22 protein-coding genes are annotated in these 21190 nt (G+C 67.9%); 10 read left to right on the top strand and 12 right to left on the bottom strand.

The window, feature by feature from the left end:
- Positions 1-258 (top strand): DinB family protein (locus VFX14_22820; GenBank protein ID HEU5192525.1); only part of this gene is annotated, 258 nt, incomplete at its 5' end.
- Between the two features lie 169 nt (positions 259-427).
- Positions 428-949 carry a hypothetical protein gene (locus VFX14_22815; GenBank protein HEU5192524.1) on the top strand — a complete coding sequence of 174 codons (522 nt, stop codon included), beginning with the start codon at positions 428-430 and terminating at the stop codon, positions 947-949.
- A 7-nt stretch (positions 950-956) separates the two neighbouring features.
- Here the strand turns inward: VFX14_22815 and ettA are convergent, their stop codons facing one another.
- The 6 genes from ettA to VFX14_22785 form a co-directional block, all read right to left on the bottom strand.
- Entirely contained in the window at positions 957-2636 is a 1680-nt protein-coding gene (ettA, locus tag VFX14_22810) for an energy-dependent translational throttle protein EttA (GenBank protein ID HEU5192523.1), read from the bottom strand.
- A 34-nt stretch (positions 2637-2670) separates the two neighbouring features.
- Positions 2671-3039, bottom strand: a complete 369-nt coding sequence (locus VFX14_22805) for a hypothetical protein (GenBank protein HEU5192522.1) — start codon at positions 3037-3039, stop codon at positions 2671-2673.
- Positions 3040-3100: 61 nt separating this feature from the next.
- Entirely contained in the window at positions 3101-3319 is a 219-nt protein-coding gene (locus VFX14_22800; GenBank protein HEU5192521.1) for a hypothetical protein, read from the bottom strand.
- Between the two features lie 63 nt (positions 3320-3382).
- Positions 3383-4117, bottom strand: coding sequence for an alpha/beta hydrolase (locus tag VFX14_22795; GenBank protein ID HEU5192520.1), 735 nt, complete (start codon positions 4115-4117; stop codon positions 3383-3385).
- 171 nt (positions 4118-4288) lie between these two features.
- Entirely contained in the window at positions 4289-5215 is a 927-nt protein-coding gene (locus VFX14_22790; protein ID HEU5192519.1) for a class I fructose-bisphosphate aldolase, read from the bottom strand.
- A gap of 43 nt (positions 5216-5258) precedes the next feature.
- Complete coding sequence (locus VFX14_22785; protein HEU5192518.1) at positions 5259-6245, bottom strand: class 1 fructose-bisphosphatase; 987 nt, start codon at positions 6243-6245, stop codon at positions 5259-5261.
- A gap of 270 nt (positions 6246-6515) precedes the next feature.
- Between VFX14_22785 and VFX14_22780 the strand changes: the two genes are divergently transcribed.
- The 7 genes from VFX14_22780 to VFX14_22750 all read left to right on the top strand — a co-directional run bounded on the left by VFX14_22780 (position 6516) and on the right by VFX14_22750 (position 9692).
- Positions 6516-7130, top strand: a complete 615-nt coding sequence (locus VFX14_22780; GenBank protein ID HEU5192517.1) for a hypothetical protein — start codon at positions 6516-6518, stop codon at positions 7128-7130.
- Between the two features lie 115 nt (positions 7131-7245).
- Positions 7246-7656: a hypothetical protein gene (locus VFX14_22775; protein ID HEU5192516.1), complete on the top strand. Its 411-nt coding sequence runs from the start codon at positions 7246-7248 to the stop codon at positions 7654-7656.
- The gene (locus VFX14_22770) at positions 7653-8036 is read left to right on the top strand and encodes a hypothetical protein (GenBank protein ID HEU5192515.1); all 384 of its coding nucleotides are present in this window, start codon (positions 7653-7655) and stop codon (positions 8034-8036) included. The genes VFX14_22775 and VFX14_22770 overlap by 4 nt, the downstream gene beginning before the upstream one ends.
- Before the next feature lie 20 nt (positions 8037-8056).
- Entirely contained in the window at positions 8057-8458 is a 402-nt protein-coding gene (locus tag VFX14_22765; protein ID HEU5192514.1) for a hypothetical protein, read from the top strand.
- The gene (locus tag VFX14_22760) at positions 8455-8841 is read left to right on the top strand and encodes a hypothetical protein (GenBank protein ID HEU5192513.1); all 387 of its coding nucleotides are present in this window, start codon (positions 8455-8457) and stop codon (positions 8839-8841) included. The genes VFX14_22765 and VFX14_22760 overlap by 4 nt, the downstream gene beginning before the upstream one ends.
- A gap of 46 nt (positions 8842-8887) precedes the next feature.
- Entirely contained in the window at positions 8888-9313 is a 426-nt protein-coding gene (locus VFX14_22755; protein HEU5192512.1) for a hypothetical protein, read from the top strand.
- Positions 9297-9692 (top strand): hypothetical protein, encoded by a 396-nt coding sequence (locus tag VFX14_22750; protein HEU5192511.1) that lies wholly within the window; start codon positions 9297-9299, stop codon positions 9690-9692. The genes VFX14_22755 and VFX14_22750 overlap by 17 nt, the downstream gene beginning before the upstream one ends.
- A 14-nt stretch (positions 9693-9706) precedes the next feature.
- Here VFX14_22750 and VFX14_22745 read toward each other — a convergent pair whose 3' ends face one another.
- The 5 genes from VFX14_22745 to VFX14_22725 form a co-directional block, all read right to left on the bottom strand.
- Entirely contained in the window at positions 9707-11005 is a 1299-nt protein-coding gene (locus VFX14_22745) for an HlyD family type I secretion periplasmic adaptor subunit (GenBank protein ID HEU5192510.1), read from the bottom strand.
- An 18-nt stretch (positions 11006-11023) separates the two neighbouring features.
- Positions 11024-13168: a type I secretion system permease/ATPase gene (locus VFX14_22740; GenBank protein ID HEU5192509.1), complete on the bottom strand. Its 2145-nt coding sequence runs from the start codon at positions 13166-13168 to the stop codon at positions 11024-11026.
- Positions 13169-13229: 61 nt separating this feature from the next.
- Positions 13230-16727, bottom strand: coding sequence for a calcium-binding protein (locus tag VFX14_22735; protein HEU5192508.1), 3498 nt, complete (start codon positions 16725-16727; stop codon positions 13230-13232).
- 353 nt (positions 16728-17080) lie between these two features.
- A complete protein-coding gene (locus tag VFX14_22730) occupies positions 17081-18214 on the bottom strand; it encodes a WD40 repeat domain-containing protein (protein ID HEU5192507.1) in 1134 nt (377 codons plus the stop codon).
- Between the two features lie 103 nt (positions 18215-18317).
- Positions 18318-19157: a hypothetical protein gene (locus tag VFX14_22725; GenBank protein HEU5192506.1), complete on the bottom strand. Its 840-nt coding sequence runs from the start codon at positions 19155-19157 to the stop codon at positions 18318-18320.
- Between the two features lie 290 nt (positions 19158-19447).
- Between VFX14_22725 and VFX14_22720 the strand changes: the two genes are divergently transcribed.
- Entirely contained in the window at positions 19448-20461 is a 1014-nt protein-coding gene (locus VFX14_22720) for a serine hydrolase (protein ID HEU5192505.1), read from the top strand.
- Between the two features lie 164 nt (positions 20462-20625).
- On the opposite strand, the gene VFX14_22715 is transcribed toward VFX14_22720, so the two are convergent.
- Positions 20626-21190: sigma-70 family RNA polymerase sigma factor (locus VFX14_22715; GenBank protein HEU5192504.1), on the bottom strand; the 565-nt coding region annotated here is incomplete at its 5' end.

Genomic DNA, 21190 nt, shown 5'->3' with positions numbered 1-21190 from the left:
ACGCGCGAGGGCATCCGCGACGCGTTCGTGCGTGGACACGAGGGCCTGCGCGCCTTCGCCGCGGGGCTCACCGCCGAGCGCTGGGCCGAGCCGCAGCGCCTGTGGCCGGGCAAGATGACGCTCGGCATCTACGTGATGCAGGCCATTCTCCACGCCCAGCATCACCGGGGCGAGACGGCCGCGCTCCTGACCGAGCTGGGCTACTCGCCGGGCGATCTCGACTTCAGCTTCTTCGCCTTCGAGCGCCCGGGCGCTTAGCGTCCGATCCGCCCCGTCGAGACGCGGTGTCGGCCCGTCGACGCATCATGTTTTCACTGATTTGCTGACACCGACATTTTTGGTAAGTCAGAAGTACCGCGCATTTACGTAAGTAGCTGATTTCGCTGAACATGGCTCTGTGGATCAATGTTTGCAACTAATTAGGGGCATGGATGTCCTGACTCGCGTGATGCCCCGCTCACGGGTGCTGGCGTCAGGCGTTCATCTCCCCCTCAAGAAGCTGGCGCTCTGCCTGGACTGCGACGAGTGCTTTGAGCTCGGCTATGCCTCGTGCCCGGCCTGCGGCAGCGGCACCTGGAGCCCGCTCGGCCGCTTCCTCGACATCGCGGCCGGCACGCGGCCCTCGCGGAGCAGCAGCAACGGCAACGCGGCGACCCGTCGGATGCAGCCCAAGCGCGCCGCCGAGGAGCTCGCCATCGCCAAGCACTTGCTCGTGGTGGCGCGCCATCGGCGCGAGCTCTACGAGGAGATCAAGCGGGCGTTCGCGGGCCACGAGAGCGTGCAGGTCATCCTCGACCGCCGCGTGAGCCAGCGTCGCGAGAAGAAGGGGCAGGCCATGCTGGACCGGCGCCGCACCGAGCGGCGCTCGCGCTCCGTGATCGACGAGCAGCTGCGCACCATCGGCTGGTCGCTCGTGCTGCTCGACCTCGCCAAGCGGCCGAAGAGCTAGTCTTCCCTCAGCCGCGCGAGAGCGGCTTGTACTTCAGGCGGTGCGGCTGCTCCGCTGCCGCCCCCAGACGCTTCCTCCGGTCGGCCTCGTAGTCCTGGTAGTTCCCCTCGAACCACACCACCTGGCTGTCGCCCTCGAAGGCGAGCATGTGCGTGGCGATGCGATCGAGGAACCAGCGATCGTGGCTGATCACCACCACGCAGCCGGCGAAGGAGAGCAGCGCGTCCTCGAGGGCGCGGAGGGTGTCCACGTCGAGGTCATTGGTGGGCTCGTCGAGGAGCAGAAGGTTGGCGCCGGCCTTGAGCATCTTGGCCAGATGCACCCGGTTCCGCTCGCCGCCGGAGAGATCGCCCACCCGCTTCTGCTGGTCCGAGCCCTTGAAGTTGAACGACGCCACGTACGCGCGGGACGCCATCTGGCGGGTGCCGAGCTGGAGCTGCTCGGCGCCGCCGGAGATCTCCGCCCACACGCTCTTGGCGGGATCGAGCGCGTCACGGCTCTGATCGACGTAGCCGAGCCTCACCGAATCGCCGACCTTGAGCGCGCCCGCGTCGGGCTTCTCTTGCCCCGTGATCATCCGGAACAGCGTGGTCTTGCCCGCGCCGTTGGCCCCGATCACGCCCACGATGCCGCCGCGCGGCAGGCTGAAGGTGAGCCCGTCGACGAGCAGCAGGTCTCCGTAGCCCTTCACGACCTTGTCGGCCTGCACCACCACGTCCCCCAGCCGCGGCCCGTTGGGGATGATGATCTCGGCGGCGCCTTCCCGCGCCTGCGCGCCCTCCGCGAGGAGGGTCTCGTACGCCTCCAGGCGGGCCTTGGACTTGGCGTGGCGCGCGCGCGGCGCCATGCGCACCCACTCGAGCTCGTGCTCGAGCGTGCGTTGCCGCGCCGACTCCTGCTTCTCCTCGACGGCGAGCCGCTCCTTCTTCTGCTCGAGCCACGAGGAGTAGTTCCCCTCCCACGGGATGCCGGCTCCGCGGTCGAGCTCGAGGATCCAGCCCGCCACGTTGTCGAGGAAGTAGCGGTCGTGGGTGATCGCCACCACGGTGCCCGGGTATTCCTTGAGGAAGCGCTCGAGCCAGGCCACCGACTCCGCGTCGAGGTGGTTGGTGGGCTCGTCGAGGAGGAGCACGTCGGGCTTGGAGAGGAGCAGCCGGCAGAGGGCCACGCGGCGCCGCTCGCCGCCGGACAGCGTGGCCACGTCCTGGGCGCCCTCGGGCACGCGGAGGGCGTCCATGGCGATCTCGACCGTACGGTCGAGGTCCCAGCCGTTGCGCGACTCGATGGCGTCCTGGACCTGCGCCTGCTCCTCGAGCAGCTTCTCCATCTCGTCACCATCGATAGGCTCGCCCAGCCGCGCGTTGATCTCGTCGAAGCGCGTGAGGAGCCCGCGCACCTCGGCCACGCCCTCCTCCACGTTGCCGCGCACGTCCTTGGCGGGGTCGAGCTCGGGCTCCTGGGGCAGGTAGCCGATCTTCATGTCGGGGGCGCGCCACACTTCGCCGAGGAAGTCATTGTCCACGCCGGCCATGATGCGGAGGAGCGTCGACTTGCCCGCGCCGTTACTGCCCAGCACGCCGATCTTCGCGCCCGGGTAGAAGGAGAGCCAGATGCCGCGCAGGATCTCGCGCTTGGGCGGGACGATCTTGCGGAGGTCTTTCAGCGTGAAGACAAACTGATGCGCCATGACGGTCCTTTCAGAAGCGGGCGGGCGAGGAAAGCTAGCTCTGCGGAGCGAGCGCCGGCGTCGCGAACCCCGTGACCGGCGCCACGGGCTGAATGTCCTCGGGGGCGATCTTCTGCTCGGGATGGTCCACCGCCCAGCAGCTGCGCGGCTGCCCTTCCACCTCGACACAGGCGACCATCACCGGCCCGCGCATCCCGGCGTCGTCCTTCTCCATCTTGGGACCGCGCGTGTTGGCGATGATCAGGTACGCGACGATGATGGCGACGACGGCCGCGGCGCCGAGGATGGCCATGATGGTAAACGGATCCATCGCCTCCGCCTTCTCCGGCGTGGCGATCGTCACCATCAGCACCACAACGAGCGTGATCGCGATCAGGCGCAGGGCCGTTCCAAATGTCATCATGCGGGGCATCATACCAGCGCGACTTCAGAGACATAAATTTTGCGTGCGGAGGCCGCGTCGGTCAGCGAGCCCAGCGGCGGGCGAAGGCCAGGTACGCGCCCAAGGCGCCCAGAAGACCGCCGAGGACGATCACGCCGACCGCCATCGCCAGCATCGAGGGATCGAAATCCTCGCCGGCGCCCCAGCCCAGCGGCTCCACGACCAGCAGTGCGGCGAAGAATACGATGAGCGCGGCCACCACCATCAGGAGCCAGCCGAACCCGCGCGCCACGGCGCCCATCCCCCGTCCTCCTGCCTGCCGGTCCACCTCGGTCCCGGCCGAGCGGCCGGTCGGCTACTGATGTTACCGCGAGGTCCCGGCGACGGGAACCCCACCCATACCCGCGTCCGCGCCCTCGGAACGGAGCGCGCGGGCGAGAAACCCGCTCACCCGCGCCTCGTACTCCGCGCGCGCGGCCTGGTGGAAGTCCACGTGCTCGGCGCCCGGGCCCTCCCACAGCTCCTTGGGGAGCTGGGCGCGCGCAAAGAGCCGCAGGGACTCGGCGCGCGTCGTGTGGCGATCGGCCGTCCCCGCGATCAGCAGCAGGGGCGCTTCCACGCGGTCGATCCCGTCGATCGGCCGGAGCTCGTTTGCGGCGAAGCCCAAGCGGGGCCGGAGCTGCACCGTCAGGAGTGGCGCGAGCGGCGGGCCGAGCGTGCCGAACCGAATGGCGAGGCGGTCGTCGATCGCCTCTGTGAGCGTGGGATAGACCCCCTCCAGCACCAGCGCCCCCACCCCCAGCGGCTGCGGCCCCACCAGCACGGCCGCCCCACCCAGCGAGACACCGATCACGCCAACCCGCTCGCCCGGCATCTGGCGGCGCAGAAAGCCCAGGATGGCGCGCGCATCGAGGCTTTCCAGGTAGCCAAAGGTGATGCGCTCGCCGCCGCTCTCGTCATGCGCGCGCGAGTCGAAGAGGAACACGGTGTAGCCGGCGGCGTGGAGAAAGCGCGCGCGCTCGACCATGTCGAGGCGGCTGCCGCCGATCCCGTGGAGAAGGAGGACGACGCCCGCCGGCGCCGGCCGGGCACGAGCCAGCCCCGGAGCGTGCCGGCCGCGGGGCTCAGGAGGTGAATGGACCGCCCCGGCAGAAGCCGGGGAGATCGCCGACCTCGCGCGGCGCAGGCGCGGCGAGCGTCCCTGCCACCCAGTAGGAGGCGCCCGCGCCCGCGAGGAGGAGCAGCGCGGCGAGGGCGCCGAGGCGTCGGACTACTTCACCTCGCCCGCGTAGATCTTCATCACGGTGTCGAGGAACTTGAGCGCGCGGTCCCGCGGGCGCTGGAAGGAATTGCGGCCGATGATGGAGCCGAACCCGCCGCCGTCGCGGATGCCGCGGTACTCGGTGAAGAGGGCCTCGTCGTCTTCCTTGGTGGCGCCGCCGGAGAAGATCACGATGCGGCGGCCGTCGAAGGCGGACTGCACGACGTGGCGCACGCGCTCGGCGAGCGTCCCGATGGGCACGGCCGCCTTCTCGTAGGCCTTCTTGGCCTCGGCCTGCTCGATGTGCTCCGTGGGCGGCTTCACCTTGATGACGTGCGCCCCGAGCTGGGCGGCGATCTGCGCCGCGTAGGCGACCACGTCCACGCCGGTCTCGCCCGCCTTCGAGATGTCGCTGCCGCGCGGGTAGGACCAGACGACGGAGACGAGGCCGTTGGCCTTGGCCTCGAGGATCATCTCGCGGCACTGCTGGTACATGGTCTGGGCCGCGGTGGAGCCGGGGTAGATCGTGAAGCCGACGGCCACGCAGCCCAGGCGGAGCGCGTCCTTCACCGAGCCGGTCACCGCGGAGAGCGGATCCTTCTCGTCGTGGAGGACGTCGTGGTTGTTCATCTTGAGGATCAGCGGGATCTCGCCCGCGAACTCGGCCGCGCCGGCCTCGATGAAGCCGAGCGGCGCCGCGTAGGCGTTGCAGCCCGCGTCGATGGCGAGCTGGAAGTGATACGTCGGATCGTAGCCCGCGGGATTGACCGCGAAGGAGCGCGCGGGGCCATGCTCGAAGCCCTGGTCCACGGGCAGGATCACCATCTTGCCGGTGCCCGCCAGACGGCCGTGGTTCAGCATGCGGGCCAGGTTGGTGCGGGTCCCGGGGCTATCGCTGGCATACCAGCCGAGGATTTCCTTGACTCGCTTTTCCATGGCGGCCTTCCCTTCCTTGAAAGTGGAGCGGGTGAAGTGCGGCTCAGGTCCGATAGTAGGATTCGGCGAGCGTCACGTCGTCGGCGCTGCCGATCAAGATCGCCGCGCGCTGGTGATACTCCTTCGCCTCGAGGTCGAGCACGCGCCCGGTGCCGGTGCTCGCGCGCCCGCCCGCCTGCTCCGCCACGAAAGCCATGGGCGCCACCTCGTAGAGGAGGCGGAGCTTCGGCTTGGGCTTGGCGGGATCGGTCATGTCCGCGGGGTACATGAAGATGCCACCGACGATCAGCGTGCGGTGCACGTCGGCGACCATCGCGCCCGAGTAGCGGAGCGCGTAGGGGCGGCCGCTCGCCTTGTCGGGCGTGCGCAGGTGCTCGACGAAGGCGCGCTGGCCGGGATGCCACGTGTGGCCGTTGCCCTCGTTGATCCCGTAGGTCTTGCCCTTGCGCGGCACCTGCATGCCGGGATGCGTGAGCAGATACTCCCCATCGTCGCGGTCGAGCGTGAAGCCGTGAGTGCCCGAGCCCATCGTGTAGACAAGCAGCGTCGCCGGGCCGTAGAGCACGTAGCCCGCGGCGAGCTGATTGCCCACGCTGCCGAGCGCGGAGGATGCGGCGGGTACGCGGCCGCCCGCGGCGCGCACCGAGAAGATCGTCCCGACCGAGCCGCCGACGTCAAGGTTCGACGAGCCGTCCACGGGATCGCACGCCACCACCACTGCGCGCGGGCCCGTGCCCTCGGGCATCTCGATGGGCTCGGGCGCTTCCTCGGAGATGTAGGCCGAGCACGAGTGCGAGCGGCGGAGGGCGCGCGCCATCGCCTCGTGGGCCCAGAGGTCGAGCGGCTTCTGATCGTCGCCGGAGAAGTTCTTGCCGCCGGTGGTGCCGGTCTCGCCGCGCAGAGTGGCGAAGGCCAGCTCGCGCGCGATGTCGAGCGACATGTGGGCGATGGCGAGGATCACCTTCACCACGCTCGACGTGTACTCGGGCGTGGGGCCTTGCTCCTTCGCAAGGTGCTCGGCGAGCGTCACGGCTTGATGCTATAGGACGGACAACCGGGGAGTCAACGGGGCCACAGGGTTTTCACCGCCAAAAGTGAGACGTCGCCGTCCCGCATCAGGCCCTTCGAGCGCAACGACTGCGTGAAAAGAGTCACGGACAGCCCACGCTTCGACGACAATCGCCTCTTGTCCAGCGCCCGCCGCCCGGCTTACCATGGGACGGTCAACCGGTCGCCCACCATCTTCGCGGTGCGCCCGCCCGCTCCTGCCGTTCGGCGCGCGCACGAAGGAGGCCCGGTCATGGTGAGCCCCGCGGCGGAGCTGCTCTACCCGATGTTCCAGGACGCCCTCGAAATGTTGACGCTCACCCGTGGGTGCTTCCTCGAGCACGACCCTCCCGCGCTGAACACGGCCTCGGCCCTGGGCCGCAGCCTCCACAAGCGAGAGAACGAGCTGATGGAGGGCCTCCTGGCGGCACCGCCGGAGATGGAGCCCCTCCGCTTCATCCCCTCCCATCTCGAGCGCGTCGGAGACGCCCTGGAAGGCGTGATCCGGACCCTCCGCGAGCGCGAGGACGAGTCGGCGGCCTTCACCGAAAGGGGCATGCGCGAGGTGCGGGAGCTCTTCGACCGCGCGCTCGGCCTGCTCGAATGCGCCCGCGACCTCACCCGCACGGGCAATGGGGTGCTCGCCCGGCACGTGGAGCTCGAGTCCATGCGCTTCCAGGAGGTGGCAAGCGGCTTCGCCCTGGCCCACGAGGAGCGGCTGATCGACGGGGTGTGCCAGCCCCGGGCGTCCAGCGCCTACCTGGCCATCCTGGACGACCTCCGGGAGGTCACCCGCCACTGCCGCCAGATCGCGCACCGCGTAGTGGCCAGCCGCGCCGCCCGCGACGGGGCCTTCCCCGCCCGCTAAGTCCGCAGGTCCCCTGGGGCGAAGCCGCCGGCCCCCCGCCCCTTCTTGGTACGATCCTCCCAAGGGAACGCGCGTGTCCCCTGCCGCGTCTTATTGAATGAGGAGGGCCCTGACCATGCGTCACACGCCGCTGATCGGCTTCCTGCTGATTGCCGGGCTTCTCTTGGGAGGGGTCGGGCTCGAGCCCGCCGGCGCCGCCCCCAAGGACCGGTGGCCCGCCGATCAGTTCTTCAGGGTCGATTCCCAGCCGTTCCGCATGAAGAACGGCCAGCTCGGGATCTGGGGCTATGTCAACAGCCTCTCGTACCAGAACGCCCGGGTCGGGCTCGAGGTCGAAGGCTTTGACGCCCAGGGCAACGTGCTGGGCTACCAGCCGGTCAAGGTGGACACGGTGGTCCCGGTGCGCAACCGGGCCTACTTCGAGGCGCCGGTCGTCATCCCAGGCGCCGTCACCGCCAAGGCCTACATCCTCTGGTACGACTGGGTGGGCGAGACTCGCGGCGACTTCATGAAGTTCAACAAGTGAAGCGCCGCACGCTGCTCGCGCTCGCAGTGGCTCCGCTCCTGCCGGGCCTCGCCCGCCCGGCGGGCGCGCAGAGCATCCATCCTGCCAACTGGCAGCAGTACTTCCGCATCGAGTCCGAGGCGGGCAAGGACAAGAAGGGCCGGGACACCGTGTCCGGCTACATCTACAACGTGCGCGGCCAGAGCAATGCGAGCGTGCGTCTGCTGATCGAGTCGCTCAACGCCAGCGGTCAGCCCATCGCCTCGCAGATCGTCTACGTCGACGACGTGGTGCCCATCTTCAACCGCGCCTACTTCGAGGCGCGGCCCAAGACTCCTGGCGCCAGCTACCGCGTCAGCATTCATTCCGGCGACTGGACCCGCAACGTCGGCGGCGTCTGACCGCTCACTCCCCGGCCCTCATGCGCCCGACCCGTCGCGCCTTCCTGGCCTGGACTGTCCCGCTCGGCGCCGCGCTCCTCTCGGCGGGCCGGCCGGGCGTGGTCGCGGCCCAGAGCGTGACCGCGCAGACCGCCCCCCGCTACTTCCGCGTCGAGGCCCAACCGGGCACGGATCGCAAGGGCCGCCCCGTCGTGTGGGGCTACGTCTATCTCCACACCAAGGGGCAAGGCAGCGCGCGCGTGCGCCTGCTCGTGGAGAGCCTCGATGCCGCGGGCCAGCCGGTGGCCAGTGAGATCGCCTACGTGGACAACGACGTGCTCCTCTACAGCCGCACCTACTTCGAGATGCGCCCGCACACTCCGGCCTCCGCCTACCGCGTCAGCGTCTACTCCGCCGACTGGACCAAACAGGGGGGTCTATGAGCCGCCGCGCCTTTCTGCGCACCGCCGCCTTCCTGCCCGTGGTCGGCTGGGCCCGCCCGGCGCGCGCCCAGAGCATCACGCCGGAGACCGCGCCCCGTTACTTCCGCATCGAGTATGCGGCCGGCACGGACCGCAAGGGGCGGCCGACGCTCTCCGGCTACATCTATCTGAACTCCACCGGGCAGGGCGCCGCCCGCGTGCGCCTCCTCGTGGAGACGCTCGACGCCTCCGGCCAGGTCGTGGCCCGCGACATCGCCTACGTCGACACCGACATCCAGGTCAGCGGCCGCACCTACTTCGAGGCGCGGCCCAAGACCCCCGGCGCCAACTACCGCGTCTCCATCTACTCCGGCGACTGGCTCCGGACCGGCGGCGGCTTCTAGCCTCATGACCCGCCGCGTGCGTCCCGCAGCCCAAGGAGGAGGCCCGATGGCTGTCACCAACTCGAGCCGCCGCGTCCTGCTCGCGCTCGCATCCACCGCCGCGCTCCTGGCGACGGGATCGATCGCCGCGCCCTCGCCCCCGGCCCACGCCCAGGCCGTCACCGCCCAGAATGCCGACCGCTTCTTCCGCCTGGAGTACGCCCCCGGCACGGACCGGCGCGGACGACCCGTCGTCTCGGGCTACGCCTATCTCAATGCCACCGGCCAGGGCGCCGCACGCGTGCGCCTCCTGGTAGAGACGCTCGATCCCAGCGGCCAGCCCGTGGCGAGCCAGATCGCATACGTCGACGAAGACATCGTGCTGGGCGCGCGCAACTACTTCGAGGTGCGCCCGAAGACGCCGGGTGCGTCCTACCGTGTCTCCGTCTACTCGGCGGACTGGATCAAGGCCGGTGGTGGCAGCGGCATGTAGCGGGCGGGCCCGGCGCGCGCTCCGCGCCGGCCTCGCCGCGCTCCTCCTCGCCGGCTGCGGCACAGTTGGCGGCGGCTTCACCGCCACCGGCCCCACCACCCGCGACGGCAGCAGCGGCTACCTCGTCGAGACCACGCCCGGAACGGACACCCAGGGCCGCGCCATGGTGTCGGGCTACGTCTACGGGCGCGGCGGCCGCCCGCGCGTGCTCCTCGAGAGCCTGGACGCCGCGGGCCGGCCGGTCGGCCAGCAGCTCGTCTACGTGGATCAGGACATGAGCGCGGGGCGCGCCTATTTCGAGGTGCACCCGAACACCCCGGGCGTCAGCTACCGGGGCCGGGTGCAGTCGGTGCAGTCGCTGTTCAATGGGGCGCCGTAGGCTCGTCTCCGGTCCTATCGCTCACGCAGCGCCTCGTAGGTGCGCTTGAGCAACGGGCTCAGGAAGAACTCGACGACGCGGCGACGGCCGAGCTGGATCTCGGCGGCGATGGCCATCCCCGGAACGAGCCGGATGGGTCCCCCATCCACAGTCACTGTGTCGCGCAGGATCTCGATGCGTGCCGCGTACAACAGGCCTACGTTCTCCTTGGTGATGGCGTCAGGCGAGACGGACAGGACCGTACCAGGAATCGTTCCATAGCGCGTGAAGGGGAAACTTTCCACCTTTAGCTCGGCCGTCTGACCCGCTTGGACGAAACCCACGTCTTTGTTCTCGATCCAGACCTCGCCCTCGAGCTTGCCGCCGATCGGCACCACGACCAGGAGTTGCTGCCCGGCCGCGACCACCGCGCCGACCGTATGAATCACGCTCTGCTGGACGATGCCGTCGGCAGGCGCGAGTATCCTTTGGACGGCGCGCCGTCGGATCGCTTTCACCACCTCCTGCGTGAGTGATGCAGCGCGACTTTGCCAGCCCGCGAGCTCGGACAATCGCGCGCTCCGAAACTCGGATTCGACCACGTCGTAATGCGCTTCAGCCTCGGCGAGCGCGGCTTCCTCCTGCTCGAGTCGCCTTCGTTCCATCACAAGCTCTTGAACCTTGTCGATCCGGCGCTCCTCCACCTCCAGGAACTGCAGGGTCGCGATGAACTGCCCCTCGAGCAGTGTGCGGAAAGCCTCGGCACGCTGGGTCTGAATCGCCACGACACTCTCGAGCCGCGCCACGTTGGTCTCGGCGACCGCCACCGCCGCCGATCGCTGTTGAATGTTCAGTGCCGCGGCCTCCAGCCGGCGCCGATATTCGGCCCGCTGATCGTCGAGAAGCTGTTGCTGGAGGCCGACGTCCTCTGCACTGGCCCCCCCTGGATTCGTCATCCGAGGCGCATCGGTGATCAACGCTTCCAGCCGCGCCACGTGCACGTTGGCCTCGGCTAGCTCTTGCGTCAGCCGCGACTCGTCGGCATCGCTCACGGTCGGGTCGAGCTCCAGGAGGACTTGGCCCTTCCGGACCATTGAGTCGTCGCGCGCAACAAGCGACCGGACGATGCCCGGCTCGGCGGCTTGCACCACCTGCACCCGCTCGTGAGGCACGATCCGACCGCGTGCCACCGCAACGACATCGAGCGTGCCCACATAGGCCCAGGCCATGCCGATCATAAAGACCAGCGCGATGGACAGGGCCAGGATGACGGCCGGGCGGGATGGGGGCGTGTCTCGCTCGCCCACGCCGGGCGGCAGGAACTCGAGATCCACTCGGCGGGACATTCGGGGTCAACCGGGCTGCGAGCCGGACCGCAACGGCACGATGGCCCCGAGTCCCCGTTGCTCGCGGTCCACGCGGGCCAGATAGCCGCCCCCGGCGAACAGGTCCGCCGGCTTGCCCTGCTCCAGGATGCGTCCCGCCTCGATGGCCATGATCCGATCGGCGCGCCGGACGAGCGTGAGGCGATGCGTGATGATGATGACCGTCCGGCCCGAGCAAATGGCCGCCAGATTCTGGTCGATCAGCCGCTCCGATTCGTAGTCGAGCGCGCTGGTGGCTTCATCGAGGATCAGTACCGCAGGACGCCTGACCAGCGCCCGGGCGAGACCGATGCGCTGGCGCTGACCGCCCGAGAGAAATACTCCGTGCTCACCCACCGGCGCCTCGTAGCCCCCCCGCAGCGTGCTGATGAACTCATGCGCGCCGGCCAGACGCGCGGCCGCCATCACCGCATCGATCGGCAACCCGGGATCGGCCCAGGCGATGTTCTCGCGGATGGAGCCGCTGAAGAGGACGGTCTCCTGGGGCACGATGGCGATGTGCCGACGAAGCCATCCAGGGTCGATCATGCCGATGTCGGCGCCATCGACGAGCACGCGTCCCCGCTGCGGGAGATATAGCCGCGCGAGCAGCTTGGCGAGCGTACTCTTGCCCGACCCCGACGGTCCCACGATTCCGATGACCTCTCCGGGCGCGACCGAAAAGGAGATCTCGCGAAGGACCTCGGCACCACCCGGACGGTAGGCGAAGCCCACCGACTCGAACTCGATGCGCCCCTTCATTCCGGAGGCGGGCGCAGCAGGCGGCAGCGCGGGCGCTTCCGTAGGAGCCTCGAGGAGATCCGCCAGCCGGGCGACGGCCACGGACGCATGCTGGAAGTCCTGCCAGAGCTGAAACAAGCGCTGCACCGGTGCGGTCACGCGCCCGGCCAGCATGTTGAATGCGATCAGCTCCCCGACCGTGAGGTCTCCGGCCATGACTGCCTTCGCGCCGACCCAGAGGATGGCAAGGGCGACGAGCTTGCCAAGGCCGGAGGCGAGTTGCCCCGCGATCTGTGCGAGCTGGCCCACCTTGAACCCACACCGCACCAGCGCCGCGAGCCGCTCATCCCAGCGACGCTCGAGCAGCGGCTCGACGGCCGTCGCCTTGACCGTCTCGACCCCGCGCACCATCTCCACCAGGAAGGCGTGAGCCTCCGCGCCGCGCCGTGCGCGCTCATCCAGGGCCCGATACAGAAGCGGCGTGATGAACAGGGACAGCGCGGCATACAGCGGGAGGGCGGCGAGGACGATGAGAGTGAGCGGAACGCTGTACAGGGCCATGACCCCGAAGAAGACGACCGTCATGAGCGCGTCCACGATCGCTGTCAGCGGAGGGCCCGTGAGGAACTGCCGCACCGCCTCCAGTTCGCGAATCCGAGCGACGGTGTCGCCGGTTCGCCGTGCCTCGAAATAGCTGAGCGGAAGGGCGATGGCATGCCTGAACACGCGCATCCCCAGCTCGATGTCGATCCGATTCGCCGTGTGGGCGAACAGGTACGTCCGCAGCCCCCCGAGTACCCCTTCGAACACGATCATTATCAGGAGACCGACCACCACCACGTCGAGGGTCCCGAAACCGCGATGCACCAGGACCTTGTCGATAACGACCTGGGTGGAAAGCGGCGTGAGGAGAGCGAAGACCTGAAGGATCAGCGAGGCCACCAGCACGTGAGCGAGCTGAGCCCGATATCGGATGATGAAGGGAAGGAACCACCGGAAGCCGAATCTCACGTGCGCGGATTCGGCAGGCCGGCGCGGTGCGAGCAGCACGACACGACCGCCCCAGCGGACCTCGAGATCGGACCGCGTGACGATGCGCACCCCCATCGCACCGGGCTCCTGTATGAGTGCGCGCGCCCCGTCGGCCCGGATGAGAATGAGGTAGGCCCCGTCGCGATTCACGAGCAGCGCGGGAAGCGGGATCTGACTGAGGCGGCGCCACGCGCGCGACACCTCGCGGGCCTTGAGCCCGAGCTGTCGCGCCGCCTGGCGCATCGAGGCCGGCGATACGGCGGCATCCGCGCCACCGTATCGCCGGTCCAGATCCGCAGGATCGGCCGGTAGCCCGTGATATCGCGCGATGATGCACAGCGCGAGGAACCCCGGGCTCAAGTCGGACCTCGGGCGTTGGGCCGATGCCATGCCCATGTTCTCGGCACGCAGCGCGGGGCGACTAGGTGCCGGCCGACACTGGCTGCCAGTGCGCGGCGAGAATCGCCTCGACCTCAGCTGGGCGCTCCACTGCGGCGGCCGCCCAGCTCAGACCGGTCGTTGCCGTGTACGCGGCCATCGCCTGGATCAGCTGATCCACCCGGTTCGCCATCAGGACACGACCATCGCTTGAGCACAGATTCTCGACCTGAAATGCCGACCCGCGATACCAGTCTTGGACAATGACGCCGTCACTCGTACTACCGATGGCCACGCGCAAGTCATTGGCGCTACGGCTCAGCACCATATCGATGGGCCGAATACCTGTCGCCGTGCCAAACCGCACTGAGTCCGTGATCCCTGGGGTGGGATCGTTCTCCATGATCCGATCCGTGCCGTCGCCCCGCTCGTACAGGTAGCTGTCACCGCCGCCGCCGCCCATCAGCCGGTCATTCCCGCCGCCACCCGAGATCCAGTCGGTCGCAGCATTGCCCGTGATCGAATTGTCGAGCCCATTGCCCGTGAGTTTCGCGCTCACGGAGGCAGTCAGGACAAGGTTCTCGACGTTGGCGGCGAGGGTATTCGAGGAGGTCGAGCTCTTGATCGTATCCGTCCCCTCACCCGCGCGTTCCACGACGACATCGTTCGTCTGATCCATGATGTACGTGTCGTCCCCGGCGCCGCCACGGAGCGTATCGAAGCCGGCTCCGCCAGACAGCACATTTGGCGCACTGTTGCCGACGAGCACGTTGTTCTGAGTGTTGCCGGTCGCATTGATCGCCGCGCTGCCCGTGAGCGTCAGGTTCTCCACGTTTGCCCCGAGGGTATAGCTCACCGAGCTCAGCACCGTGTCGGTTCCCTGGCTCGTCGCCTCGGTCACCTTGTCAGCAGACGAGTCCACTACGTAGCTGTCGTCACCCGCCCCGCCCTTCATCGTGTCGGCATCCGCCCCGCCGTCAAGGATGTTCGCCGCGCTGTTCCCGGCCAGTGTGTTGGCCAGCCCATTCCCCGTGGCGTTGAGCGCCGCAGCTCCGGTCAGCGTGAGGTTCTCCAGATTGCTCCCGAGGGTGTAGCTGATCGAGCTCAGCACGCTGTCGACACCTGCGTTGGCCGCCTCCGAGACGACGTCCCCGGCATTGTCGACGACGTAGGTGTCATTCCCCAGCCCACCCTGCATGACATCGGAGCCGGTGCCCCCGTCGAGTCTGTCGTCGCCTCCCCAACCCATCAGCGTGTCGTTCCCCCCGAAGCCTGACAGGGTGTCCGCGGTGTCATAGCCATTCAGCACGTCGGCGCCGGGACCGCCTTGCAGCACCATTTGCTGCAGGGTGCGGAGATCCCACATCGTCCTGTCCGCGAACTCGACGCGCTGCACCTGATATTCGTAGCCGAAACCCTCGTTGAACCACCAATAGAGCCGCAGCTCACCCTCACTTCCATTGACCCGCATGAGGAGATCGTTCCCATCACGCGTCACCTGGACGGCCGAGGGAGCGATACTGCGCTCCATCCGAACCGTGTCGGTACTCGGAAACGCCCAGTCGTTGTCCTTCACGATCGTCTGGCCAGCACCGGGCGCAAAAACGTAGACGTCATTGCCGCGCCCCCCATCCAGCGTATCGACGCCAGGACTGCTGTAGAGGACGTCATCATTGTCTCCGCCGAACAACGAGTCATCCCCTTCACCCCCGATCAGCACATCCTTCCCAGGATCCCCGTTCAGCGTGTCATTCCCGGCGCCGCCATCGAGCCGGTCGTCGCCGATGGTGCCGTACAGCAAGTCGTTACCAGGCCCCCCGACGAGATGATCGTCACCCTCGTCGCCGAACAGCGTGTCAGCTCCGGCGTCCCCGTAGATGAGGTCGGCATTCACACCGCCATGCAGGGTGTCATCCCCATCACCGCCCCGGAGGGCATCAGCCTCCTTCGTGCCGGTCAGGGCGTCCGGCGACGCTGAGCCCAACATCACGGTCTTTCCCGCAGAGTCCATGAGCCAGGGAATGTCGCCGACCTGTCCAGCGAATCGATCCCTGAACGCTTCGTAACTCACGGCGTCCTCGTCGCCGAACGCCCTGATCGAGCGAGCAAATTCAGCGAGGACGACCCGCCCCCGCGCCGGATCCGAAGCGAGGAGGGTTGTCATATCGTTGCCGACCGCCGTGAGGTCACCCCGGGCAATCCCCGCGACGGGGTCCCACTGGTACGTGATGCGGTCGTAGTAGGGCTTGAGCTGTGTCTGGATCATGAGCTCGGCGTAGACCGTCTCTCGCAACTCGGAGTACGCCTCCAGGAGCATGGGACCCGCGACCTCCGCGGGGTTCCGACCCCATCCGCCGACGAACGGTTGGCCCGAGAAGGCCTCGAGCACAGCGAGGCGGCGGGCGTCGATGACCGGTCCCCGGCTCGTCGGGTCGATCGTCGCGCTTCCGGTCCACTGAAACAGAATCTGTTCCAGTGTGGCGGAGCGCGCCGCGGGGTCCGACTGGGCGATGAAGGTGCGAACCAGCCCTTCGAGCGTGCCCGTCCCATCGCGCACGATGGCCTGGCTCAGATCGCGCACCGTCCCGTATCCCACGGCGTCCGGGAGCTGCGCGATCGAGCTCGGCACCGGCAGGAACACGGTCGCCACGGTGTCTTCAGGCCTGGAATCAAACCACACGTCGGCACTGACTCCCTGGGTGCCATCGGTCCGCTGAAACGTTCCGATCTGGAGGTGGGCATTGCCCTGGGCGTCCACCGCCGTGCTGTCTCCGTACGAGGTCGACAGCGATCGCACGCCGGAGTCGGTCAGGCTGTGAAGCTCCCCGGGCCTGCTTGCGCCGTCACCGTCCACGTCCCGCCAGACGCGCAGGCTCGCGAACGCCGGATCCGAGGCGTCGATCTTGCCGTCGCCATTCGTGTCCAGCTCGGCGAGCGCCTGAAAGCCGTTGGAGGCCTCAGTCCCATTCGAGCGCAGCGTATGATTCCCGAACAGCTCGCGGCCCGTATCGATGACTCCATTGCCGTCACGATCTCGGACCAGCAGTCCATCGTCACCGCCCACCCACCCCGTGCGTTCCGCGAATCCGTCGGCGTTGTGATCGAAGAACGTTGTCCCGCTCGCCGGCGTCGTCTCAATGCCGTCGCCGTCCAGGTCGAGCACGATCGGACATGGGATGAGACTCTTTGCTACTTGGAGCTTGGTGACCACGTTGTCGATTGAATGGGCGGTCTTGGCGGCCAGGAGATCGTAGGCCAGAGCAAACGGCACGCCCCCAGACACCAACAGCAGGGTCTCCACCATGCCCGGTGACACCGATTGCCTGAGATCGATGCGCGTTCCCAGATGATCTCCCATGTGCGAGATGAAATCGGCTGGATCGACAACATCCACAATGGGGTACTGCGAGTTGGGATCTCCGCCGAGCTGGGGCAACATGGCCTTGACAGGAGCTGCATTGAAGGTGACGGCCGGGCGGTAGTCAGCTGTGGATTGGAGCTGGGCGATGGATCCTCCGAGAGAATGCCCGGTGTAGGTCAAGCTCTCACGCGGAACGCCGAGCTCAAGCGCCGTCGCAAGGAGTGTATTGGCGTCACGGAGTTGGGCGCGCGGCACCTGTGACGTAGCCAACGCCCACGATGCACGTCGGTCGCCAGAATCAGTAATCTCGGTCCCGCGGGACGCGAGCACGTATTCTCCGGTAGACACATTGTGAAACACTGCGCCGTAGTAGCCGCTATCGCCAGACATCTCTAGTGGACGACCATCGGGTCGAAGGACTGGGACCCATCCCGCTGGAAGCGACTGGCTGCCACTGCCTCCATAGACGTAAGCACTCAGACGGGCATACTCCTCGTATGTGGCCATGGGTATTCCCTTTCCGTTTCGGTGAGTTAGTTCCGAGTAGGTCGAAGCAGAGCGGAGAGGTCCCAGATCCTGACCTGTCTCCCGAGCGGGACCGCGAGGTACCGACCATCCGGGCTGAAGGCAACTACGTCAGCGAGTTCGCGTGGATTGGGTAGGGTGAGAAGCCGAGCACCCGTTTCGGCATCCCAGACGACTACCCCGCCAGCAGGTGCAGCGGACGCCATCAGACGCCCCGCGGGGCTGTACGCCACTGAGTAGACAGGCCTGGGGTGGTCCAGGGCCCGCGTAGGGCGACCCTTAAGCACATTCCACACAGTGACGCTGGAGCGCTCGGGTGCGACTGTCGCAATCTCCTTGCCGTCTGGACGAAACGCCAGTCCGAACGGGGACTCTGGCTCACCCGACATGGAGCGGACCTGGATGCCAGACTGAACATCGAAGAGCTGGACCGGCGACCGGTCGAACTCTCCTGATGTCGCGATTTGGCGCCCATCGGGGCTGAACGCGACGGCTTTGCCTGTCGCGAGGTGACCTTGGCAGACGCTCACGAGTCGACCAGACATCACCTCATGGATCGAGACACTGCCACGATGTCCCGCAGCGATCAGTGTCCCATCAGGGGAGAAACTCAGAGCTCCCGTGAAGACATCGTTGTCGCCACGTCCGACCGGCGAGGGGCCAAGCAGGCTCTGCAGTACCCGCCCCGTCTCGCTGTCCCAGATGTGAACGGCAACATGACCACGGGCCGCCTCGGTAAACTTCCTCCCAGCTGCGACCGTCCTGCCATCGAGGCTCCAGGCAACGGCCGAGACGCCGCCGAACTCCCGATTCAAGTTCCTTAGCAGCGCCCCTGTGCGGGCTTCCCAGATCATCACAGCGCTGTGCAGCTCCCCGCCCGCCGCAATCTTCGACCCGTCCGGACTCCAGGCGATCGCGCCAATCTCGCCGTCGTGCGCGAAGACACGGACCAGCCGAGGCGTCGGCCCATCAGCCTCGACGATCCACCGCCATCCGTCGAGGTTCAGATTGGCGGGATCGAATCCAATCCCAGCCCATCCCAGACCAATGATTGCTGCCGTCGCGAGGAGGATCCGACCCCAGCCGCCGGCTCTCGCCTTCGGTCTCGCGGGCTGCGGATTCGTCATCTGCGGGTGTGCCATGCGCGGATCGTAAGAACGCGCCGCGCCACCGTCAATGTCCAGAGTTTGATACGGCGGCGGCCCGTCCCCGCCACGATCTCAGGTGCAGCGCGACCCCGACGCCTCAGCCGTTCGACGACGTCCGCTTGCTCGCGACGCCCGGCTCGTCCTCCTCGTCGTTCAAGTAGTGCGCGATCCCCGACACCACCGGCACGATCACCATCACCTTGAAGAGGAGGAGGAGCCACCCCGCGCCCGCGCGCTCGTAGGTGAGTGGGGCCTCCCACTTGATGGTCTCCGGCACCTTGAGCCCGGGGATGGCGTCGAGGACATGCCAGAGGAGGAAGTCGGCGAGGGAGCCATGGTCCACCGGCCGCGCCTTGGGCAGGAAGAGCGGGGGCGTGAGACCGTGCAGGAGAAACGCCACGCTCGCGAAGCAGCCCATCGCGATGACCATGAAGTTGATGTAGAGGACCACGGCCCCCAGGGCCGGGACGCGCTCGCGCCAGCTGAACGCCTGGACGACCGGGTTCGGGTGATCCGTCAGCCACACGCGGCACTGTTCCCGGAGCGAGCGCGAGTAGAGGAGCACCGAGATCCCCGCCAGCAGGACGATCCAGACGACGAAGATTCCCACCTGGAGCCACCGGGGCAGCGTCTCCACCACCCAAGTCGAGAACGTATAGGCCAGGGCCCCGGGCGCGAGCAAGAAGAGGGTCGCCACGACGGCCCACACGGCGGTGCCCACGCGGCGGCACACCGTGGTCAGCGGCTGGGCCGCCGGCGCGGGCAGGTACTTCATCCCGAGCATCAGGACGAGGGCGACCCCCAGCCAGGCGTACTTCGCGACCGCGCCCGCGCCGATCGTGAGCCAGATGAGGAGGGAGCCGATGAGCCCGAACACCGCGGCTCCGGTTCCGGTGGTCTGATCGAGCGGGTCCTCGCCCTGCGCCATGGCAGCCACGCGATCTTCCCGCGCCAGGCCCGTCTGATCAAGGCCGCCGCGTCCTCTTTCTCGTAGTCGTCTCCGTGGTAGCCTGCGCATTGCCCACGATGACAACACGCAACCCCGAGAGAGGCGGCCACGAGGTCCCCGCCCGGTTCGCTCCTGACGGACACGACCCGGAGGCGTATTGCGCCAGCGCCGGGTATCCGACGGGTGACCGAACGACCTTCCGCGACATCGGATGTCTCGTCGGTTCCCACAGCCACCTCGACGAGATCTTCCCGTCCCGGCTCATCCGCAAGGCGCCGGTGCCGTCACGCCTCGTCCGGATCGCCGAACCGCGGATCACGTATGAGCTCGGGGGCGTCTCCCTCACGCTTGACGACTATGTTGCGCGCACTCCAACGACCGGGCTCCTCATCGCCCGCGAGAACACCATTCTCGTGGAGCGCTATCAGTATGGCCGCACCGACCGTCACCGGTTCGCCTCGACGTCGATGGCCAAGACGGTCACGGCGATGCTGGTCGGCATCGCGATCGCGGAGGGGCACATCCGCTCGATCGATGATCTCGCCGCCACCTACGTCCGCGAGCTAGCGGGCACCGAGTACGGGCGCACATCGCTCCGCCACCTCCTGCAGATGTCGTCCGGAGTCCGTTACAGCGAGGAGTACAGCGGCGCCGATGACCACGCTCGATTCACGGCAGATACTTACCTCGGGCTCGGGCCCGGCGGCGCGGGGGCCGTGAAGGCATTCAACGACCGCGTGGCCCCCGCCGGCACGAGATTCTCCTACGCGTCGACCGAGACGCAGGTGCTGGGTCTAGCGCTGCGTGCGGCGACCGACCAGCCGGTCGCCGAGTACCTTCAATCGAAGATCTGGCAGGAGATCGGGACTGAAGCCGACGCCACCTGGCTCATCGACAACGCGGGCCAGGAGTCGACGTACACGGGGCTGAACGCCGTGCTGCGCGACTACGCGCGGTTCGGCCTTCTCCTCGCGCACGACGGCAACTGGCAGGGGCGGCAGCTCATTCCCGCGTCGTGGGTCGTGGACGCGACCTCCGTGCGCGCGGACCAGCCGCATCTGCGCCCGGGAACGGCGGACCCGATCTTCGGGTACGGCTACCAGACGTGGATCCTTCCCGGCGCCCGCCGGATGTTCATGCTCTGGGGCGCCCGCGGCCAGCGACTCTTCGTCGATCCCCAGAGTAAGCTCGTCATGGTGAATACGGCGGTCCACAAGCTGCCCTTCGACCCCGCTCCGATCGAGGAAGGCCGCGCGCTCTGGTCAGGGGTCCTCCGTCAACTCGGACGCTGACGTCAGCGGTGGCCCGGACACCCGTACCTCCGGTGGCTTCCTGCCGATGCGCGCCGTGGCAGGCACCGAGAGCCCCATGTCCAGACCGCCATGAGGGCTAAGTGCGGTAGCTTCCCGATTTGGGTCCAGGTCATGGGGTCCCGACGCTGCGTCGAGGGCCAGCCTCACGCGCCTCCCATATATGGTCTGAGGGCCGCCCGCACCCTGGCCCGGGCCCGGTGCAGCAGCACCCGCCCATTCGTCTCCCGAATACCCAGCGCATGGCACACCTCCTCGGTCGAGTAACCCTCGACGTCCCGAAGGGTCAACACGATCCGCTGATTCGCCGGCAGCGCGTCGATGGCCTTCTGGAGTCGCTCCCTCACCTCACGAGAGAGGAGTCGACCCTCCGGGGAGCTCCCGAGGTCGCGAGGAGGAGCTGCTCTGTGGCTGGGCTCGGTCGAGTGGTCCGCCGGGAGGAAACGCTCCGGGTTGACTACCGCCTCGGGCCCGGCGACGACATCGGCACCGATGCCGGAGAACGGCACCGTTCGCCCTTCGCGCAGCGCACGTGTCTTGGCATGGTTGATGAGAATACGAACGATCCACGTCCTGAGTGACGAGCGGCCCTCGAAGGCACAGATGCCCTCCATCACGGCCACCCAAGTTTCCTGCACCACCTCATCCGCGACGGCGCGATTCGAGACGTAGCGGCTAGCCACACGGCGGAGGCTCGCGTGGTAGTGGTCG

The sequence above is a fragment of the Candidatus Methylomirabilota bacterium genome (genome assembly GCA_035764725.1).
Lineage (GTDB): Bacteria > Methylomirabilota > Methylomirabilia > Rokubacteriales > CSP1-6 > DASRWT01.
Note: the sequence above shows the minus strand (reverse complement) of the source record. Positions and strands in the feature narration are given on the sequence as shown.